Origin of the sequence: Epilithonimonas sp. (assembly GCF_036780765.1) — a bacterium.
Classification (GTDB): Bacteria; Bacteroidota; Bacteroidia; order Flavobacteriales; family Weeksellaceae; genus Epilithonimonas.
In genome coordinates this window covers 1-20,520 of record NZ_DAIQCG010000013.1, presented here as the reverse complement: position 1 = coordinate 20,520, position 20,520 = coordinate 1, and the positions used below count along the sequence as shown (strand labels likewise).

The 20,520-nt window shown below is 34.9% G+C and carries 15 protein-coding genes and 2 tRNA genes; 9 read left to right on the top strand and 8 right to left on the bottom strand.

Annotated elements, in window-relative coordinates; genetic code table 11:
- Positions 1 to 373 precede the first annotated feature (373 nt).
- A complete protein-coding gene (locus V7P73_RS13555) occupies positions 374 to 742 on the top strand; it encodes a septal ring lytic transglycosylase RlpA family protein (RefSeq protein WP_333854508.1) in 369 nt (122 codons plus the stop codon).
- 68 nt (positions 743 to 810) lie between these two features.
- Here the strand turns inward: V7P73_RS13555 and map are convergent, their stop codons facing one another.
- From map to fbp, 5 genes are all read right to left on the bottom strand, one after another.
- Positions 811 to 1,515 carry a type I methionyl aminopeptidase gene (gene map / locus V7P73_RS13550; RefSeq protein WP_333854506.1) on the bottom strand — a complete coding sequence of 235 codons (705 nt, stop codon included), beginning with the start codon at positions 1,513 to 1,515 and terminating at the stop codon, positions 811 to 813.
- 123 nt (positions 1,516 to 1,638) lie between these two features.
- Complete coding sequence (groL, locus tag V7P73_RS13545; protein ID WP_333854504.1) at positions 1,639 to 3,261, bottom strand: chaperonin GroEL; 1,623 nt, start codon at positions 3,259 to 3,261, stop codon at positions 1,639 to 1,641.
- Positions 3,262 to 3,313: 52 nt separating this feature from the next.
- Entirely contained in the window at positions 3,314 to 3,592 is a 279-nt protein-coding gene (locus tag V7P73_RS13540) for a co-chaperone GroES (protein ID WP_074235464.1), read from the bottom strand.
- A 139-nt stretch (positions 3,593 to 3,731) separates the two neighbouring features.
- A complete protein-coding gene (locus V7P73_RS13535) occupies positions 3,732 to 4,739 on the bottom strand; it encodes an o-succinylbenzoate synthase (protein ID WP_333854502.1) in 1,008 nt (335 codons plus the stop codon).
- A 60-nt stretch (positions 4,740 to 4,799) separates the two neighbouring features.
- The gene (gene fbp, locus V7P73_RS13530) at positions 4,800 to 5,822 is read right to left on the bottom strand and encodes a class 1 fructose-bisphosphatase (protein ID WP_333854501.1); all 1,023 of its coding nucleotides are present in this window, start codon (positions 5,820 to 5,822) and stop codon (positions 4,800 to 4,802) included.
- Between the two features lie 241 nt (positions 5,823 to 6,063).
- Here fbp and V7P73_RS13525 point away from each other — a divergent pair, with 241 nt between their 5' ends.
- From V7P73_RS13525 to V7P73_RS13505, 5 genes are all read left to right on the top strand, one after another.
- On the top strand, positions 6,064 to 7,302 hold the full coding sequence (locus V7P73_RS13525; RefSeq protein ID WP_333854499.1) for an aspartate kinase: 1,239 nt from the start codon (positions 6,064 to 6,066) through the stop codon (positions 7,300 to 7,302).
- Between the two features lie 7 nt (positions 7,303 to 7,309).
- Positions 7,310 to 9,154 carry a lysophospholipid acyltransferase family protein gene (locus V7P73_RS13520; RefSeq protein ID WP_333854497.1) on the top strand — a complete coding sequence of 615 codons (1,845 nt, stop codon included), beginning with the start codon at positions 7,310 to 7,312 and terminating at the stop codon, positions 9,152 to 9,154.
- Positions 9,155 to 9,246: 92 nt separating this feature from the next.
- A tRNA-Phe gene (locus V7P73_RS13515) sits at positions 9,247 to 9,319 on the top strand.
- Between the two features lie 70 nt (positions 9,320 to 9,389).
- Positions 9,390 to 9,462: transfer RNA gene (locus V7P73_RS13510), tRNA-Phe, on the top strand.
- A gap of 152 nt (positions 9,463 to 9,614) precedes the next feature.
- Complete coding sequence (locus V7P73_RS13505; RefSeq protein ID WP_333854495.1) at positions 9,615 to 16,295, top strand: T9SS type B sorting domain-containing protein; 6,681 nt, start codon at positions 9,615 to 9,617, stop codon at positions 16,293 to 16,295.
- 59 nt (positions 16,296 to 16,354) lie between these two features.
- On the opposite strand, the gene coaD is transcribed toward V7P73_RS13505, so the two are convergent.
- The 3 genes from coaD to V7P73_RS13490 form a co-directional block, all read right to left on the bottom strand.
- Positions 16,355 to 16,825 carry a pantetheine-phosphate adenylyltransferase gene (coaD, locus tag V7P73_RS13500; protein ID WP_333854493.1) on the bottom strand — a complete coding sequence of 157 codons (471 nt, stop codon included), beginning with the start codon at positions 16,823 to 16,825 and terminating at the stop codon, positions 16,355 to 16,357.
- Positions 16,826 to 16,868: 43 nt separating this feature from the next.
- Positions 16,869 to 17,852: a D-alanine--D-alanine ligase gene (locus V7P73_RS13495; protein WP_333854491.1), complete on the bottom strand. Its 984-nt coding sequence runs from the start codon at positions 17,850 to 17,852 to the stop codon at positions 16,869 to 16,871.
- A gap of 252 nt (positions 17,853 to 18,104) precedes the next feature.
- Positions 18,105 to 18,470, bottom strand: coding sequence for a diacylglycerol kinase family protein (locus V7P73_RS13490; protein WP_333854489.1), 366 nt, complete (start codon positions 18,468 to 18,470; stop codon positions 18,105 to 18,107).
- Between the two features lie 192 nt (positions 18,471 to 18,662).
- Between V7P73_RS13490 and dnaN the strand changes: the two genes are divergently transcribed.
- The 3 genes from dnaN (at position 18,663) to V7P73_RS13475 (ending at position 20,424) form a co-directional block, all read left to right on the top strand.
- The gene (gene dnaN, locus V7P73_RS13485) at positions 18,663 to 19,793 is read left to right on the top strand and encodes a DNA polymerase III subunit beta (protein ID WP_333854487.1); all 1,131 of its coding nucleotides are present in this window, start codon (positions 18,663 to 18,665) and stop codon (positions 19,791 to 19,793) included.
- Between the two features lie 128 nt (positions 19,794 to 19,921).
- A complete protein-coding gene (locus tag V7P73_RS13480; RefSeq protein WP_333854485.1) occupies positions 19,922 to 20,155 on the top strand; it encodes a hypothetical protein in 234 nt (77 codons plus the stop codon).
- Entirely contained in the window at positions 20,152 to 20,424 is a 273-nt protein-coding gene (locus V7P73_RS13475) for a Txe/YoeB family addiction module toxin (RefSeq protein ID WP_333854483.1), read from the top strand. Before V7P73_RS13480 ends, V7P73_RS13475 begins: the two co-directional genes overlap by 4 nt.
- Positions 20,425 to 20,520: the final 96 nt, after the last annotated feature.

Below are 20,520 nucleotides of genomic sequence, written 5' to 3'. Positions count from 1 at the left end.
TTTGAATTATTGATAAAAAATCAATATGAATTTAACTAAAGTAATAAGATATTTCGTTTTAATGTGTTTATATTTAGCTAACATTGATTTAATATTATCATTAATTAATATTACTAAATTATTGTATTATATTTAAAATACTGATTTTCAATGATTTGTCTGTTTTTAATGAATGGGTTCAATTGGATAAATTTAAGAAAATTAAAAAATAATTAACATTTTTTAACAAATCTTGTAATCAGCTTACTGTAGCCGAATTACAGCTTTCGAAATTTCCTTTTTAGCTTGAATATCTTGGTTGAACTCCAAAAGTGAGGTTTCAGCTATTATTCCGAATATCTTTGCAGAGTCAAAACCAATAAATATATTCAAAATGATGAAAAGAGTTATTCTCGTAATCATAATGATGATTTCAACACTTGGTATTTATTCTTTCAAGAGTGATGCCACAGATGCCAAAACAAGTTTTGCATCGTTCTACCACGATAAATTTAACGGTAGAAAAACAGCAAGCGGAGAAATTTTCAGTAACAAAGCATTAACCGCTGCTAACAAAACCCTTCCTTTTGGAACAGAAGTAAAAATTACTAATTTGATTTCAGGGAAAAGTGTTGTAGTGAAAGTAAACGATAGAGGTCCTTACCATTCGTCAAGAGCCTTTGATCTATCTAAAGCTGCATTTAGTTCAATCGCAGATACCAGAAAAGGGACTATTGCCATTGAATACGAAATTATCGACTAAGATTATCTTACATTAAAAGAAAAACCATCTCAAAGCGAGGTGGTTTTTTTGTTTATGTGATTCTGTTTTTAATTCCAGATTTCATTCATTTCTGTGAGGATAATTGGTTTTCCGTCTGTGATGACAATGGTGTGCTCGTGCTGCGCCATAAAACCACCTTTGTTTCCAATCATTGTCCAACCATCATTAGTTGTGTGAGCAATAGATGAAGAAGTCGAAATAAAGGTTTCTATCGCAACTACCGAGTCGTGCAAGCTTCTGCCAATGCCGTGACCTCCTAGATTCGTAATAACCTTGTACCCTCTCTTTTTAGCTTCGGTCTCCATCAGATGTCCAATGTCCGAAATTTTCACTCCGCCTTTGATATTATTAATCGCTTTTTTCAAAATCTCTTTGGAAGCGTCTACTAATTTCTGATGTTGATGAAAATTCTTTCCAATGACCAAGGATGAACCATTATCAGCCCAAAAACCATTCAGTTCAGCAGAAACATCTATATTGATTAAATCTCCTTCTTTCAAGATTCTTTTCTCTGAAGGAATGCCGTGACAAAATTCATTATCTACGCTGATGCAAGTCCAGCCAGGAAATCCATAAGTTAAATAAGGCGCAGATTTCGCTCCAAAATCAGCTAAAATCTTTCCTCCGAAATTATCTAACTCTTTCGTGCTTATTCCGGGTTTTGCAAAATCTATTATTGCTTTCAAAGTATAGGCAACCGCTTTGCTGGCTTCCTGCAATCCTCTCAATTCAGATTCGTTGTTGATTGACATTGTTTGGATTTTAAGCTTTAAAGTTACAAAATAATGATAAACGTGGATTTTAAGTTCGAGGTCACAAAAAAACCGCTCAGAAAATCTGAACGGTTTAATTTATATTATTTCAGTAACAGACTGTTACATCATTCCAGGCATTCCGCCGCCCATTGGCATTGCAGGCTCTGCGCTTTTTATCTCTGTTATAACACATTCTGTTGTCAATAGCATTCCGGAAACAGAAGCTGCATTTTCTAGAGCAACTCTTGTTACTTTAGTCGGGTCGATGATTCCAGCTTCTAGCATATTAACATATTCGTCAGTTTTAGCATTGTAACCAAAATCAGCAGTTCCTTCCGCTACTTTAGCAACGATTACAGAACCTTCTCCACCAGCATTAGCAACGATTTGTCTCAATGGCTCTTCAATGGCTCTTTTCACGATTTTGATACCAGTTGTTTCGTCAGCATTATCACCTTGGAAGTTAAGTGCAGAAACGGCTCTTACCAAAGCAACACCACCACCAGCAACAATACCTTCTTCAACTGCAGCTCTAGTTGCGTGAAGTGCATCATCCACTCTGTCTTTTTTCTCTTTCATTTCTACTTCAGAAGCAGCACCAACATAAAGTACAGCAACACCTCCAGCTAATTTAGCCAATCTTTCCTGAAGTTTTTCTTTGTCATAGTCAGAGGTAGTCGTCTCCATCTGAGCTTTGATTTGAGAAACTCTACCTTTGATTTGAGCTTCGTCGCCACCACCATTTACGATTGTAGTATTATCTTTATCAATAGAAACTTTTTCAGCAGTTCCTAACATTTCGATAGTTACGTTTTCCATTGTGAAACCTCTTTCTTCAGAGATTACAGTTCCACCAGTTAAGATTGCGATGTCTTCCAACATTGCTTTTCTTCTATCACCGAATCCTGGCGCTTTTACAGCAGCAATTTTAAGGGAACCTCTCAATTTGTTAACTACCAAAGTTGCCAAAGCTTCACCTTCAACTTCTTCAGAAATGATTAATAATGATTTTCCACCTTGTGCAACTGGCTCAAGAACTGGCAATAATTCTTTCATTGAAGAGATTTTTTTCTCAACCAAAAGAATGTAAGGATTGTCTAATTCAGCAACCATTTTCTCTGGATTAGTCACAAAATAAGGCGATTGGAAACCTCTGTCAAATTGCATTCCTTCTACAACATCAACCGTTGTATCAATACCTTTTGCTTCCTCAACAGTGATAACACCTTCTTTTCCAACTTTTCCAAAAGCTTCAGCAATTAAAGAACCGATAGTTTCGTCGTTGTTTGCGGAAACAGAAGCTACTTGTTTTACTTTTTCGGTAGAATCTCCAACTGTTTGAGATTGAGATTTCAAATTCTCAACAACTGCAGATACTGCTTTGTCGATTCCTCTTTTAAGATCCATTGGGTTTGCACCAGCAGCTACGTTCTTAAGACCTTCTCTTACGATTGCCTGAGCTAAAACTGTAGCGGTTGTTGTACCGTCTCCTGCGATGTCATTGGTTTTAGAAGCTACTTCTTTCACCATTTGAGCACCCATATTTTCTACTCTATCTTCTAGTTCGATTTCTTTTGCTACAGAAACACCGTCTTTAGTCACGTGAGGAGCGCCGAAAGATTTCTCGATTACTACGTTTCTACCTTTTGGTCCTAAAGTTACTTTTACTGCATTAGCCAATGCATCAACACCTCTTTTAAGAGCGTCTCTAGATTCTATATCGAATTTTATTTCTTTTGCCATTTTTTTGTTGTATTAATGTACGTTGTACAATTTATTTTACGTTTTAAAAATTTTAACCAATGATTCCTAAAAGGTCTCCTTCTTTCACGATCAAGTAATCTTTACCTTCAAACTTCAATTCGGTTCCAGAATATTTTCCGTAAAGAACTTTGTCGCCTACTTTTACCGTTGTTGGTTCGTCTTTTTTACCTGGACCTACAGCTACTACAGTTCCTTCTTGTGGTTTTTCTTTCGCAGTATCCGGAATGATCAATCCAGAAGCTGTTTTAGTTTCAGCTGGAGTTGGTTCTACTAGAACTCTGTCTGCTAATGGTTTAAAATTTACTGACATAATTATATTTTGATTTTAATATTATTCTTCAACAGTTTTCTCCAAGAATGTGCCAATAGCAATAGATGTTAGAAGATATAATGTAAAGGTAATATTTGGCAGAGATTTACTTTTGAGACTGAAATTTTGGCAGGAAAATCTAATTTTCAAACCAAAGATTTTCGCCTTTCAAATATAAAGGTGTCTCAAAATTATTAGTGAATAATCCTCCTGTTCCTAAACCTTGCGGCATTGGATTTTTTTTGGTGTAAGTGTATTGTGCAATTGCATTCAGTCCAATATTACTTTCAAGAGCTGAGGTAATCCACCAACCGGTATTGTTTTTTTCTGCCAAGTTTATCCACTCATCAGTTCCTGAGAAACCACCAATTAAACTTGGTTTCAGAATAATATATTGAGGATTGATTTCTTGCAGAAGGTCTTTTTTAGATTCGAAGTTCAAAACACCTATTAATTCTTCGTCCAAAGCAATTGGAGTTGGTGTGTTTTTGCAAAGTTCTGCCATTGCTTCCCAATTTCCAGCTTCTATTGGCTGTTCGATAGAATGAATGTCCAAATCTGCCAATTCCTGCAAAACAACTTTAGCTTGTTCCAGAGAAAAAGCGCCGTTTGCATCTACACGAAGTTCGATTTTATCTTTTGGAAATTTTTGTCTTAAAGATTTTAATATTTCTTTTTCAGAATCCCAATCGGTTCCGATTTTCAGTTTGATACAAGTAAAATCATTCTCCAATTTCTCCTCAATTTGAGATTGCATAAAGTCCGAATCTCCCATCCAAATCAATCCATTAATTTTGATTGAATCTTTACCATCTGTAAAATCACTTGGAAAATACAAATCTCCCTGATGTTCAAGATTAAGCAAAGCTTGCTCTATTCCAAAAATTATGGAAGGATGATTGATTAATTCTTCTTGTAATTCTTCTAGTTTAAGGTTGATATTACGACAAGCCCATTCCAAAGCATCTTCATAATCATCATCGTCATCAAAACTCAATCCTCGGAAAAGAGAACATTCACCGATGCCTTTTTTATCATCTTCAAAAATTTCGATGAAATAAGTTTCTTTGGTATTAAGAACACCTCGCGAAGTGCCGCTAGGTTGTTTAAAATTGAGAATATATTGATGGAATTTTGCAGTCTTCATTTTACAAAAATAAGAAAAGACCGACAAAATCGATCTTTGGTATAGGTTAAAGATTAAAAATTAATCTTTGTGGTTAACTGCTTTTGTCATAAATTCTTCAGCCTTAGTCACCATCGCTGCACTTCCGCAGAAAAACGGAACACGTTGATGAAGCTCTGTTGGCTCGATTTCCATAATTCTTTTGAAACCATCACTGCATTTTCCGCCAGCTTGTTCTGCCAAAAATGCCATTGGATTACATTCGTATAATAATCTCAATTTCCCATTTGGAGATTGTGAAGTGGAAGGGTAGATGTAGATGCCGCCTTTCAGCATATTTCTGTGGAAATCAGAAACCAAAGATCCAATATATCTAGATGTGTAAGGTCTGTCACCTTCTTCTTCCTGACAATATTTGATATAATCTTTCACACCTTGTGGGAATTTAGCATAATTTCCTTCATTGATTGAATAGATTTTTCCTGCCGTTGGAAATTTGATGTTTTTATGAGAAAGGTAATAAGTTCCAATAGAAGGGTCAAGCGTAAAGCCGTTCACTCCATTTCCTGTTGTATAAACAATCATTGTAGAAGAGCCGTAGACAATATAACCAGCAGCAACTTGGTTGACACCTTTTTGCAAAAAATCTCTCAATTCAACAGGTGCTCCTGGATTGGTAACTCTTCTGTAAATTGAGAAAATTGTACCTACTGAAACATTCACATCAATATTAGAAGAACCATCCAAAGGATCAATCAGAACAACATACTTACTAAGGTGTGCATTTTCTGTGCATTTGATTTCGATAAAATCATCACTTTCTTCGGAAGCAATTCCGCACACAACTTCTCTCTGAGATAATGCTGTGATGAAAATATCATTCGCCAGAACATCCAGTTTTTGTTGATCTTCACCTTGCACATTTTGATTGCCTACATTTCCAATAATATCAGCAATTCCAGCTTTGTTCACTTCTCGGTTGACAACTTTTGATGCAATTCTGATAGAACTGATGAGACGGGAAAGTTCTCCGGTAGAATATTTGAAATCATCTTGTTTTTCAATAATAAATTCTCCTAAAGTCTGTAAAGCCTGATGTGACATATTGGGTTAATTTGATTTTCTACAAAACTAATTTTTTTTTCAAAGAAATGAAACAAAATTCATCAATTTTTGATGATATTAATCATGAAATAATTAATATGGTTTCATTATCTCGATGTGAAGCATTAGAAGTTATGAGCCTGATTTTTATATTTCGTTCATTATTAATATTTTTGAAGGTTAATAATCAATTAACGACTTCTTAATTTCATAATAAAAAAGTTTAACGGTAAAAAATCTAATGAAAGTTTACAAATTTGGTGGTGCGTCTGTAAAGGATGCTGAAGGTGTGAAAAATGTGGCCTTAGTTCTAGAAACTCAGGGGTTTGAAAAATGTTTAATTGTAGTTTCTGCAATGGGAAAAACGACAAATGCTTTGGAAAAGGTAGTCGAATATTATTTCAAGAAACAGGATTATCAAGCAGAAATTGAATTAATCAAGAAAAATCACATCGATATTGCCAAAGGTTTATTTTCAGAAGGTCACGCGGTTTTTGGAGAGATATCGTTATTTTTTGACGATATTGATTCTTTTTTAAGAAGAAATAAATCTCCGAATTACAACTTCGTTTACGATCAGGTTGTGAGTTGTGGAGAGATGATTTCGTCTAAAATTTTGAGTGAGTATCTTAATGATATTCAGTTTTTCAATCATTGGTTGGATGCAAGAGATTATATCAAAACCGATACAAATTATAGAGAAGGTATTGTAAATTGGCAGGAAACTGAACAGAATATTTCTAAACTGGATAAAATCAATTGTTATGTAACTCAAGGATTTATCGGTTCTGAAAGTAATAATTTCACAGTCACTCTTGGAAGAGAAGGTTCAGATTATACTGCAGCGATTTTTGCTTATTGCTTAAATGCAGACGAAATGACTATCTGGAAAGACGTTCCCGGTGTAATGACAGGTGATCCGAGAAAATTCGAAAATGTTGAGTTGTTGTCACATATTTCTTACGAAGAAGCGATTGAGATGGCTTATTACGGAGCTTCGGTTATTCACCCAAAAACGCTTCAACCACTTAAACAAAAGAATATTCCTTTTTTTGTAAAATCCTTTGTAGAACCTAAAGAACCAGGAACTAAAGTAGGAAATTCCACAGAAAATGAATTGATCGAAAGTTATATCCTTAAAGAAAATCAAACCTTGCTGAATGTAGAAACGCGAGATTTCTCATTCATAGCAGAGGATCACATTAGTTTAATTTTTACACTTTTGGCAAAATATAAAATTAAAGTTTCTTTGATGCAGAATTCAGCAATTTCATTAGCATTATGCTTAGAAGACAAATTTGGAACTTCGAATGATTTTAATGAAGAATTACAACAAAACTTCATTACCCAAATGACAAAAAACGTATCTTTATTTACTGTCAGAAATGCTGAATTAGATAATTTAGAAAAATTCTACAAAGACAAAAAAGTGTTGCTGGAACAGATTTCCAAAAAAACTTTTCAAATGGTAACCATGTAAAAACACTATGAGTTTAATTTCAAAAGAAGATTTGATAAAAGCCGCGGGACTCGACAAGATTGGTTTTCTCAAGAGACCGGTTGCCTCGGCGATTATGCATCTTACTAAAATAAATGAAGTCAACGCGCTTTATAACAAGCTGATTCATACCAAAGGTGTGCAGTTTTTTGATGAGTTTATCAAAGAGCAGGAACTCAGTTATATTGTATTCGAAGAAGATCTGGCAAAAATTCCAAAAACAGGACCTTTCATCATTGTTTCTAATCATCCGTTGGGTGCTTTAGACGGGATTTTGATGTGTAAAATTCTTTTACGCGTACGTCCAGATTTCAAAGTGATGGGGAATTTCCTTTTATCGAAAATTAAACCAATGGAACCTTTCGTCATCTCGGTCAATCCTTTTGAAGGCAGGAAAGATGCTTTCAATAGTTCTAGTGGGATGAGAGAAACTTTCACACATTTGTCAGAAGGTGGATGTCTAGGGATTTTTCCAGCTGGCGAAGTTTCCAATAAAAATAATGAATACGGAGAAATATTGGATAGGCCTTGGGGAAAAACAGCTTTGAAGATTATTAAAAAAGCCAAAGTTCCGGTAATTCCGATGTATTTCCACGCCACTAATAGTAAAATGTTTTACAATGTTTCGAAGTTGCATCCGGATTTACAAACCTTGATGTTACCAACAGAAATGATGCGTAAAAGAGATAAACCAATTAGAGTTAGAATTGGTAAACCTATCTCTGTGAAACAGATGGAAGAAGAAGAAACCATCGAGGAATTAGGTGATTATCTTTATAACAAAGTTTATATGCTGAAGTCTTATTATGAAAGACGAAAAAGCATTACAGAAAAGCTAAAGTTGCCCAATATGGCACTTAAAAATCCGCTTCAGAAACAAAATAATATCGTACAGAATATCATAGACGAAACGCCTGTTGAGGATATTATTAATGAAATAGAAAAGCTAAAAGTTACTGAAAATAAGAAGCTTTTTTCACACGGAGATTATGATGTTTTCTTTACAAAATCCGAAGAAATTCCTTCTATAATGAGGGAAATCGGACGCCAGAGAGAATTGACATTCCGAGCCATTGGAGAAGGAACGAATCTTCCTTTTGATTTGGATGAATATGACAATCATTATCATCACCTTTTTCTTTGGGATAATGCGGGAAAAAAATTGGTCGGTGCGTACAGAATGGCTTTGGGTTCTGAGGTAATGAAAAAATACGGAATTGGAGGATTCTACACCAGTTCACTTTTTGAGTATGACCCAGAATTGCAACCATTTTTCCGAAAAGTGATAGAAATGGGAAGAGCTTATATTTCCATAGAATATCAGCAAAAACCATTTCCCTTATTCTTACTTTGGCGCGGAATTGTTCACGTTTGCCTAAGGAATCCTGAGCATAAATTCCTGATGGGAGGCGTGAGTATCAGTAATAAGTTCTCAGAATTTTCAAAATCATTGATGATAGAGTTTATGCGATCTCATTATTATGACTCTGCTGTTGCACAATACATCCATCCGAAAAATGAATTTAAGGTTGTGATGAAAGAGCGCGACAAAGCATTGTTCTTTGAAGATATGGATGCTGATCTTAATAAATTGGATAAAATCATAGACGATCTTGAACCAGAATTGAGATTGCCTGTTTTGATCAAAAAATACATCAAACAAAATGCGAAAATGATAGCGTTCAACGTAGATCCAAACTTCAATGATGCGATTGATGGTTTGATGTATATCAGGATTAGTGATCTTCCAGAAGATACGATCAAACCGGTTTTGGAAGAATTAAGTGATTTTTTCAAAGCTCAAACCGAAAAAAAATCTTCTGATAATCAATGATTTTAAATAAAAAGTGTAAAGAAATCTTGATATAATTTGCATTATAACGAGAAAGGCTATACTTTTGCACCACTCAAAACAAAATGAGTGATGGTTTCTTAGCTCAGTTGGTAGAGCAACGGATTGAAAATCCGTGTGTCCCTGGTTCGATTCCTGGAGAAACCACAAAAAGTCGTTATTTAAACGATTAAAAAAAATAGATGTAAACGTTACATCAACGAATCAAACAAGTTTTGGTTTCTTAGCTCAGTTGGTAGAGCAACGGATTGAAAATCCGTGTGTCCCTGGTTCGATTCCTGGAGAAACCACTTAAAACCGCTTATTTATAGGCGGTTTTTTTTATGCATTAATTTGAAAATTATTTGTTAAAGTTTTCTTAAAAAAGAATACTTTTGTGCAAACTTATTTCCATAATACTTATTGCATGAAAAAGTCTTATTTCCTTTTTGTCTTATTTACAATGTCATTTTTTAATGCTCAGCAAAATGATAATCTTAATTACCTGAGTAACGGAATTGTTGAAGATAAAGCTGGAAAAATTATTACAGATAAAAAACTTAAAGAAAATTTCTTAAAAGACCGTACCAGTAAGGTCTTTTTGGAAAATCAAAAATTAAAAAAAGCTGCTACACCAGTCCTTGTAGAGATGTGTTCCAATGGTGGTTTTGAACAAATAGAAACTGTCGGAGGTAACAATTATCTTAAAAATTTCTTGCATACAATAGGTGATCCACCAGGGCCAACGCAGTGTAGATCTATTTCCAATAAAGCAGACTCTTATATAGAGCAATACAGTCCTTCTGCAAATAATCTGATGGCGACCACAGTGCCATCCAACCTCATAGATCAATATATGGGAGATATTAAGGCATTTGACCAATATGCTTTGAAAATCAATCATACTAATTCCAGTACCTACGGATCTATTGTTCAAGGTAAAAGATTTAAAACAAACAATGAAAATTTTTTAAAATTCAATTACAAAGCTATTTTGCAAAGTGTTTATGATAACAGTCATACCGATAATCAGGCATTTTTCAAAGCCAGGATTTTAAATAAATCAAACGTAGTAGTAAGTGAGTTTTGTTTGGTAGGAGATGAGAAGAATTGCATTTTTACAAAAGTTCCAGATGGTGGTTACGGTTATGTGACGCTTTATACCGCAAATTGGCAGTCAGGTTTGCTTGATATCTCTTCTATTCCGAATAATGAGGAATTTACTGTTGAGTTTATGGCATCCAGATGTGGATTGGGAGGGCATTTTGGTTATGCTTATGTAGATGATATTTGTCTTTTGCATTCTGATGAGAGTTTTGTGGGAAGTATTACTTTGGATCCTTTGAATGCTGTTTGTCCCACTTTACCAATCAATGTTTCCGGAGTTTTTACTTTACCTAATTCTGGTGGCGTAACAGCTTCTGTAAAAAATATTACACTGAAACTTTCTAATGATGCTGGAACAGTTGTTCATACCACTCAGGCTGCAATAATAGATAATGTCAACAAAAAATTCAATTTTGTTCTTAATAATACCGATATCCCCAATATAACTCAAGCGAATTATAATGTAGGTGTAGATATTAATTATGACATCCAAGGAAGTTCCTGTGGAGGTGGTAATTTCTTTTCCAATGCTTCCGATAGTGATGCTAATGAAGGGTGGGATATTAGTTTTCTCAATTGCTCATCTTCTTGTAATATACCGGTGGTGACAGCTAAACTTAATAAGTGTGATATCGGCCAAGATGGTATAGAAAATTTTAATCTTACCGATTTGGATAGTGAAATCGTAAACTCCACTTCGGGACTTAGTTTTACCTATTTCAAAAATTATAGTGATGCTTTCAATAATAGTAATGCGATATCTGGTTTTACAAATTATTCTTCTGGTACAACTACAATTTATGTTAGAGTTTCCAGAGATCCAAGCTGTTACAAAATCATTCCTGCTTCCCTGGAAGTTAGAAATCCTACTGCCAACATAACGGGAATTCTGAATGTTTGTTCTGGGAGTACAGAGCTTACAGCTCCAGCGGGAAGTTCTTATTTGTGGAGTCATAATAATCTTACCACACAAAAAATCACCGTTACAGACGTTGGAGTTTACAGTGTAACCGTAATAGATAGTTATGGTTGCAGCAGCACTGCAAGTGTTAGTATCGAACCAAGTGTAACTGCTGTTTCTCCAACATTATCCGTAACCCAGCCTTCTTGTTTTGTGTCATCCGGAACCATCAAGGTTACATCTCCGGCATCAGAATATAGTTTTGACAATGGCGTATCGTGGACTACAAATGGAACAAAAGCTAATCTCTATCCGGGAAAATATTTTATAAAAATTAAAACCGTCAAAGGTTGTATTTCTTATGCTCAAGAAGTGGATATTGTACAGTCATTATTGCCATATCCTAGTGCTTATCCTACTCAACCGAGATTTTGTGGAGATACTGCGACAATTACTGTAACTACAGGGGCGGCATATTATAGTTTTGATAATGGTGTAACCTGGGGCAATAATCCTGTTGCAGACAAGTTACAACCTGGTAAATATATTGTAAGAACAAAAGATACTGCAGGCTGTATATCCAATCCGCAGGTTGTGCTAATAGAAAGTCAAACATTAGGTAATGCAGAGTATACTTTGGTGAGTCCTGCTTGCTCTGTTCTGGGGAGTATTACAATTGATACCCCGTCAGATTTTTATACCTTCGATGGTGGTACGACTTGGGGAACTTCCAACGTTCTGAATAATGTTGCTGCAGGGAATTACTCCATTGGCGTTAAAAATTATTTGGGATGTATTTCCTACTATAAGACAATCTATGTCAACAAGTTTGAAGCTCAATCTCCGGAATATGAAGTTATCCAGCCAGAGTGCGGAACAGACGGAACTATTTATATAAAGACAGAAGCTGCGCAATACAGTTTTGATAACGGCGTTACTTGGACCACAAGTAATTTGGCAGAGTTGCCGGCTGGAACTTATAGAATTAAAATTAAAAATGCAGCCAATTGTATTTCGCAGGTACAAACAATTACACTGAATCCGGCAAGACTTCCGTATCCAATCTATACAAAAGAGGATCCTGGTTGTGGTGTAAATGGAAAAATAACGATTAATAGTGTTCATGATTTTTATAGCTTCGATAGTGGAGTTACTTGGGTGACAACAAATTCCAAAATATTGCCCGCAGGAACATATTTTATTATGGTCAAAAATAGTATGGGTTGTAAATCAGATGCCCAATATGTTTCACTTTATGAACAAAAACTACCAAAGCCAAATTTCACCGTTACACAACCAACCTGTACTGTAAAAGGAAGTATTACTATTACAACAGTTGCAGATTATTACAGTATCAATGGCGGATCTACCTGGACTACCAATCCTGTTTTTAATAATTTGTCAGGCTACAGTTATAATATAATGATTAAAAATAATCTGAATTGTGTGTCAGAAGCCGGCTATGCATCTTTTAATCAGGCGTATCTTGAAAATCCAACTTACACTGCCACAAGTCCTAGTTGTGGTAATACAGTGGGAAGTGTCAAATTTACTTCAGTTGCAGATCAGTATAGTGTAAATGGGGGAAGTTCTTGGTCTACAAATCCTGATTTTCCTAACCTGTCAAAAGGTTATTATAGTTTAATGGTAAGAAAAGCAGGATGTACTTCTAATTATATCAGCTTGTATTTGGACGAGATAAATCTAGCTGCGCCTTCAGTAAGTACTGTTCAGCCTTCTTGCGGTACAAAAGGAAGTATTACTGTTAATGCAGTTGCAGATTCTTATAGTATAGATGGTGGTTACACCTGGACAGCGAGTCCTGTTTTTAATAATTTAAATTCTGGATATTATAATGTTGTAATTAAAACCGGAAGTTGTAAATCCAATATCACCTCTGTTGATCTTAAGCAATTCTATCTTGATAATCCAGATTATACTTTTACTCAGCCATCTTGTGGAGTAGGTGGCAGTATAACCATTACTACGCCCTCAAGCTTTTATAGTATTGATGGAGGAAGTACTTGGAGCTCAAATCCTGTTTTCTCGAATTTGCAACCCAAATCATACAATATTGCTATCAAAAATAACTTGAATTGTACTTCCAATCTTTATAGCGGATATTTAACGCTTAATAGATATTATCTTCCAAAACCAGATGTGGAAATTGTCCAACCTAAATGTGGTTTAAATGGTAGTATCAAGATAGCAACTCCTGCAGCTCAATACAGTTTTGATAATGGAAATACGTGGACTACGAATCCTGTCCTCAATAATTTAACTTCCGGATATTATTATATTGTTATTAAAAATGCGCAGAACTGTATTTCAGAATCATTTTCAGTTAGTATTGCGCCGTACTATCTTCCAAGACCAATGACAAAGGTTGTACAGCCCACATGTACCAACAACGGAAGTATAACAGTAGTCTCTAATGCGGCCTTTTATTCTTTTGATAATGGGGCAACTTGGGGAACAAGTTCTACATTGCTTAATCCAACACCGGGATATTATAGTATTAAAATTAAAAACTCGGCAGGTTGTATTTCTACTGCGACCAATGAGAATATTCAGAAATATTTCCTGAGCTCACCACAAGTCACGACCATTCAGCCAACTTGTGCTTCACCAAAAGGAACTATTATTGTAAATACAATTGCGGATCTTTATAGTTTTGATAATGGTACAACTTGGGTTACCAATCCAATCAAAACGGATGCGAATTCGGGTTCTTATTATGTGTTAATTAAGAATAATTTTGGATGTGTTTCGCAAGTTGCTTACGCAAATATCAATTCCATTCCTAATATTGCTGCGGCTCCTGCAGTATCTGTGGTACAACCAACAGCGTGCGATAGTACAGACGGAAGTATCAAAATTAACACAACTGCAGTCAGTTATTCTTTTAATGATGGTGCTTCCTGGACAACTAATCCGGTCAAGAACAACTTGGGATCTGGTACATATATTATTAAAATCAAAACCAATTCCTATAGCTGTGACTCTCAAACAACTATTGTTAATCTGGATTCAGGAATAACAATTGCGGCTCCGGATGTTTTGGTAACTGCGCCAACCTGTAGTGTTGCTACAGGTAGCATTACCGTTACAAGTGCTGCTTCAACCTATAGTTTTGACAATGGATTGACGTTTACTTACAGCAATACCAAAAGTGGATTATTACCTGGAACATATAAAGTAAAAGTTAAAAATGCAAGTGGTTGTATCTCCAATGTTGCAACAGCGGTTATTTCTACTCCTGCACCATTACCGGCACCTCTTTTTGCAGTAAACCATCCAGATTGTAATAATGCATTAGGTCAAATCAAAATTACAAGTGCCGCTGCAGAATTCAGCTTTGATAATGGATTGACATTCGGAGTTTCTGATACAAAATCTAACTTGTCTCCGGGGACATACAATTTAATGATAAAGGATGCTGCGGGATGTATTTCGTTAGGGGCTATGGTAACTATTAATAATAAACCAATTACACCGGGTGTACCTCAGGTTGCTATAACACAACCTTTGGGCTGTACAGCAAGTACGGGAAGTATTTCTGTCATATCGCCAGCTGGTTTTTATAGTTTTGATGACGGCGCAACTTGGTCTGCTAGCTCCAATGTTACACTTGCGCCGGGAACTTATCTAGTAAGACAAAAACTCACGAATAGCGGATGTCCATCTTTGCCGCTTAGTGTTACAATAGATTCTCCTCCTGATGCACCAGTTTTGCCAGTCTATTCAGTCAATAATCCAGTGTCTTGTACCAATCCGTTTGGTGATATTACAATTTCAACACCATCTGCTATGTACAGTTTTGATAATGGAATGACTTATTCGCCTAATTCAAATTCAGGACAATTAGCACCGGGTACTTATCAATTGAAAACAAAAAATTCTGCCGGTTGCGAATCTGTAGCTGTTTTGGTTACGATAAAAAAACCTATTGATACACCTCTTATGCCGGTGGTTAAAGTGCAGCAATTAGATTGTCATCATCCAAGCGGAGAAATCATTATTAATACTTTGGGTGTTCAGTATTCTATAGATGATGGTCTTACCTGGTCTACATCTAACATTTATCAGTCTTTGATTCCAAATACCTACAATGTAAGATATAAAAATGCAATAGGTTGTATTTCAGATCCTACTCAGGTTGTTATTAATAGCTATGTCAATACTACGCCAACTCCTTTAGCGGCTGTCCAGCAGAATTTTTGTATTCAAAATCAATCTACAATTGCAGAAATAAAAATTACAGGAACTTCCGTCAAGTGGTATGATTCTCCTTTGGGAGGTTCGTTACTGCCAGTTACAACATTATTGGTTGATGGGAAAACTTATTTTGCATCACAGATTGTAGCGACATGTGAAAGTAATCGTATTCCTGTTACGGTGTCAATATTGGCAACATCGCCACCAACAGGCGATTTGAAACAATTGTTTTGTATCAGTAGAAATTCGAAACTTTCAGATATTAATATTACAGGTAGTGCTATCAAATGGTATTCTGATAAAGTTTCAACAGTTTCTCTTCCTGCTACAACAGCGTTGCAGGACAGTTTTACTTATTATGCTACCCAAACTGTAAATGGTTGCGAAAGTGTTTTGAGGACCCCTATTACGGTTAATATTACTTCTAATGAAATTCCAGGCTTATTGGGTCCGGAGATTTCTAAGATAAGTATCGAGAATGCTAATGCTACTGTCGTTATAAAAGGAACTTCTGTTTACGAATATTCACTTAATAATCAAAATAGTTGGCAAGACTCTAATGTTTACAAAGATTTGCCTACAGGTGTTTATAAAGTATATGTTAGAGAAAAATCTAATATTTGCGCAGTTTCAGTTAAGGATTTTATAATTTTCAAAATTAATAATATCATCACGCCAAATGGGGACGGTGTTAATGATAGTTGGGAAATAGAAAATCTGGAAAACTATCTGGGAACTATAGTCCGTGTGATAGATAAAAATGGTAGAATAGTTCTGCAGAAAACGGTAAAGGAAAAATTTTCTTGGGACGGAACGTTCTCTGGCAGGCCTTTACCGACAGATAACTATTGGTATCAAATAATTTTAACAGACGGAAGATTGCTGACGGGATTCTTGGTAATTAAAAATAGAAACTAAAATATTGAAACAAAAAAGGCGCTTAACCAAGCGCCTTTTGTATTTAGAAAATTATAAATTTATTTTTTCTCAACTCTCACGGCATCCGGAACCATAATCTCATAATTCCCACCATAAGAAATGATTTCTCTCACAATGCTACTGCTGATGTAGGATTTCCCAGAAGAGGTCAAAAGGAAAATGGTTTCAACTGTATTTTCTCTGGTCAAAGCTCGGTTCGTTTGAGCAATAGACTTTTCGAATTCAAAATCGGCTGGATTTCTAAGTCCTCTCAAAATGAAATTCACATCTTTGCTTTTACAATAATCAATTGTTAAACCTTCAAAATCATCAACTTCCACATTCGGGAATTTTTCAAAAGTTTTTTTGATGAATTCTTTACGTTGTTCCAAGGAGAACATATATTTTTTCTGAGAATTCTTTCCAATGGCGATGATGATTTTGTCAAACAGCGGAACCGCACGTTCCACGATATCATAATGACCAAGTGTAATCGGGTCAAATGACCCTGGGAAAACAGCAATTTTCATTTATTTTCAGATTTATTAATAATTGATAATTAACAATTAGTCATTATTTGTTAAGTGCTTTTTCTACTTCGTTCCCACAAAGGTCTTTGATAGAGATTCCGTAGATTTTTGCTTGTTGAGGAAGGATACTCGCTGGCGAAAATCCTGGATTGGTATTCATTTCCAACAAGTGCGGGATTCCATCAACGATAATGAATTCCGAACGAGAAAATCCACTCATTCCAAGCGATTTGTAAGCTTTGATAGAGATTTCTTCTACTTTTTTTCTGGTTTCTTCATCAATTCTTGCTGGGGTGATTTCCTGAGAAGCACCTTCATATTTAGCTTCGTAATCGAAGAATTCTTTATCGGGAACGATTTCCGTAATTCCCAAAACAATCACTTCACCCTGATAATCCAAAACGCCAACAGAAACTTCCATTCCAATCAAAGCACTTTCGATAAGGATTTCGTCATCTTCTTTGTAAGCAAATTCAATTGCGTTTTTGAGTTCGTTTTTATCTTTCACTTTAGAAATTCCAAGAGAAGAACCACTTTGATTGGGTTTAACAAAAACCGGAAGTCCTAATTTTTCAACAATTTCGTCATCAGAAATTTCCTCGCCATTTCTTAAATAAATACTTTTTGCAGAAGGAATTCCGTATTTTGATAAAACAGATAAGGTGTCTTTTTTGTTGAAGGTCAATGCACTTTGATAGAAATCGCAACCGGTGTATTTTTGTCCAATGGCATCCCAATAAGCTTGCATAATCCCGTTTTCGCCAGGTGTGCCATGGATTGTGTTGAAACAAACATCGAAGTTAAGGAGGTCTCCATCGCCAATGTTAACAGAGAAATCTGCCTTGTTGATGAATTTTTTTTTATCCTTTTCGTCTAGCAAATACCATTCATTTTTCAAGATTATAACCTTGTAAACATCGTAAAGTTCACGGTCAAGCGAATCAAAAATCAGTTCTCCACTTTTCAAAGAAACTTTGTATTCATCAGAATAACCGCCCATTACAACGGCTACATTTTTTTTGCTCATTTTAGAATTATATTGAAAACAAATGTAAAGATTTTATGTAAAAAGTTGTGATTAAAATTTCTGTAAATTTTGAAATTCAGACTTTGTTCGTGAATTAAAAACACAAATGCACAAAGAATCTATATTTATTGTGGTATTTAAGGCACAAAGTTTAATTTCATTAAATAAAAAAATCTTTGATTTTCCTTGTGCCTTAAAACATTGTAAAAATCAAGAAAAAACCCTCGTGTCTTTGTGTTAAATTATTCACAATCAATAAAACAACAATTTCAAATAAGGCCAATAAATCAAAACTCCAACGCAAATCGCAGAAATAGTCGCCAACATTACAGCGCCACCAGCCAAATCCTTAATAATTCCTATTCGGGAATCAAACTTAGGCTGGATATAATCGCATATTTTTTCAACACAAGTATTCAAAGTTTCAGTCACCAAAACAAAAAAACAACAAAGAAGAATTAAGGCTGTTTCTATTTTTGATAGTTTTAACAAAACAATCAAAAAAAGATTTATTATCAATCCTAGAATATGGAATTGGAAATTTCTTTCGTTTTTCAAAATCCAAATAATTCCTCGAAACGTGAACAGAACACTTTTATGAAATGGCGGTTTTTTCATTATTAATTTAAATTCTACTTAAATAATCTCTTTAAGTCTTTGCGTGTTTAAAAATTCAGCAATAATCAAATTTTCACAAAGTTATTCAAACTTATTTTACTCCAATTCAAAAATTGTTAATAACTAAATAAAATCAACTTTTACAATCGAACCGAAATCATTATATTTGTGGAATTGAAATAAATACAGTTTATGAGATTTATTGTTGCCAGTGGCGATTTGCAAAAAGCTTTACAGACGGTGAGTGGCGTGATTTCAGGTTCACAATCCAGACCAATTTTGGAGAATTTTCTTTTCGAGTTAGACCAGAACTTATTGACAGTTACGGCTTCTGACGGTGAAACGACGTTGATTACTTCTCTTGAAGTGAAGTCGGATGACAAAGGAAAATTAGCAGTTCCGGGGAAGATTTTTCAGGATTTCTTGAAAACTTACGGTGAACAGCCTTTGACTTTAGCAGTTAAAGATTCCGAAGACGGAAACGGAAGCGTTTTGGAAATTTTGGATGAGAAAGACAACTTTGCAGTAGCTTTGGACAATGCAGATGATTATCCGGAATTGCCGGAGTTTGATGCATCTCAGAAAGTAACCATCGGTGGAGGCGTTTTGGCAGAGGCTCTTAACAATACACTTTTTGCTACAAGTAACGATTCTCTTCGTCCTGTGATGACTGGTGTTTTATTCCAATTCAAAGAAGATGAAACTAATTTTGTTTCCACAGATTCTCACAGATTGGTGGTTTACAAAAGAACAGATATCATACATCCAGAGACTTTGGAATTCATTATGCCAAAGAAACCTTTGTCAATTTTCAAAAATATCCTGAACAATTCCAACGAAGATGTTGTGATTGAATTCAGCGATAATATGGCGAAATTCACATTCGGAAATAACATCTGGATTTGTCGTTTGATTGACGGAAAATATCCAAATTACAACGCTGTAATCCCGAAAGAAAATCCAAACGTTTTGACAATCAACAGAAGTTTGCTTTTGAGTTCTATCAGAAGAGCATCTATTATGTCAAACAAATCTACAAATCAGGTAAGATTCAAATTGTCTGGGAACGTTCTTCACCTTCACGCAGAAGATACAGAATACGCAAACAAAGCAGATATGCAGATTCCTTGCGATTATAATGGAGATGATATCAATATTGGTTTCAGTTCAAAATTCTTGACAGAGATGTTGTCAGTTTTAGGTTCTGATGATATTACTATGAAAATGTCTCAACCAAACAGACCAGGAATTGTAGAGCCAGTTGACGGATTGGAAGACAACGAAAGTATCCTGATGCTGTCAATGCCTGTGATCGGTTTATAAGTGATAAATGATAATTGATGAATGATTATTTATCAATTTTATAAATAATAAGATTTGAGATTTGATGATTCAAGTCTCAAATTTTAGTTTAAATTAAAAACTTTTTTTTAACATAAAAACAACGGAATATGACAACGTTCACATTTGAAGCGGATAAATCCGAAGTTGAAAAAATCCGCACAATTTTAAAAGCACTTGGTGTCAAAAAACTCAAGGTAAAAGAAGATGCTTCTGAATCATCTGAAAAAATAAAGTATTCTCGCAAAGAATTTGGCGAAATGCTTGATGAATCAAAGAAAAGCAAAAGTGATAAATTGCTGAACTCAAAAGATGATGTCAAAAATCTTTTTGATTCTTTATGAGTTTTTCTGTTGGTTACACTGAGAAATTTCTGGATGATTTGAGAAAATATAAAAAATCTGGACAAAAACAATTGCTGTCAAAACTAGAACGTCTTATTACAGAAAGTTTAGAAAATCCAAGAATTGGAACTGGAAAGCCAGAACAACTCAAACATCGAAAAATTGAAACTTGGTCTCGTGAAATCAATAAACAGCATCGTTTGGTTTACGAAATAGAATCTGATAATGTTCTTATGCTTTCTGCTTGGGGACATTATGACGATAAATAATTAAATCTTTGCACACTTGGTGTTCAAAAAAATCAAATATAAAAAAGAATGAAAATTTCTAATAATTGGCTTAAAGATTATATCAAAACAGACCTT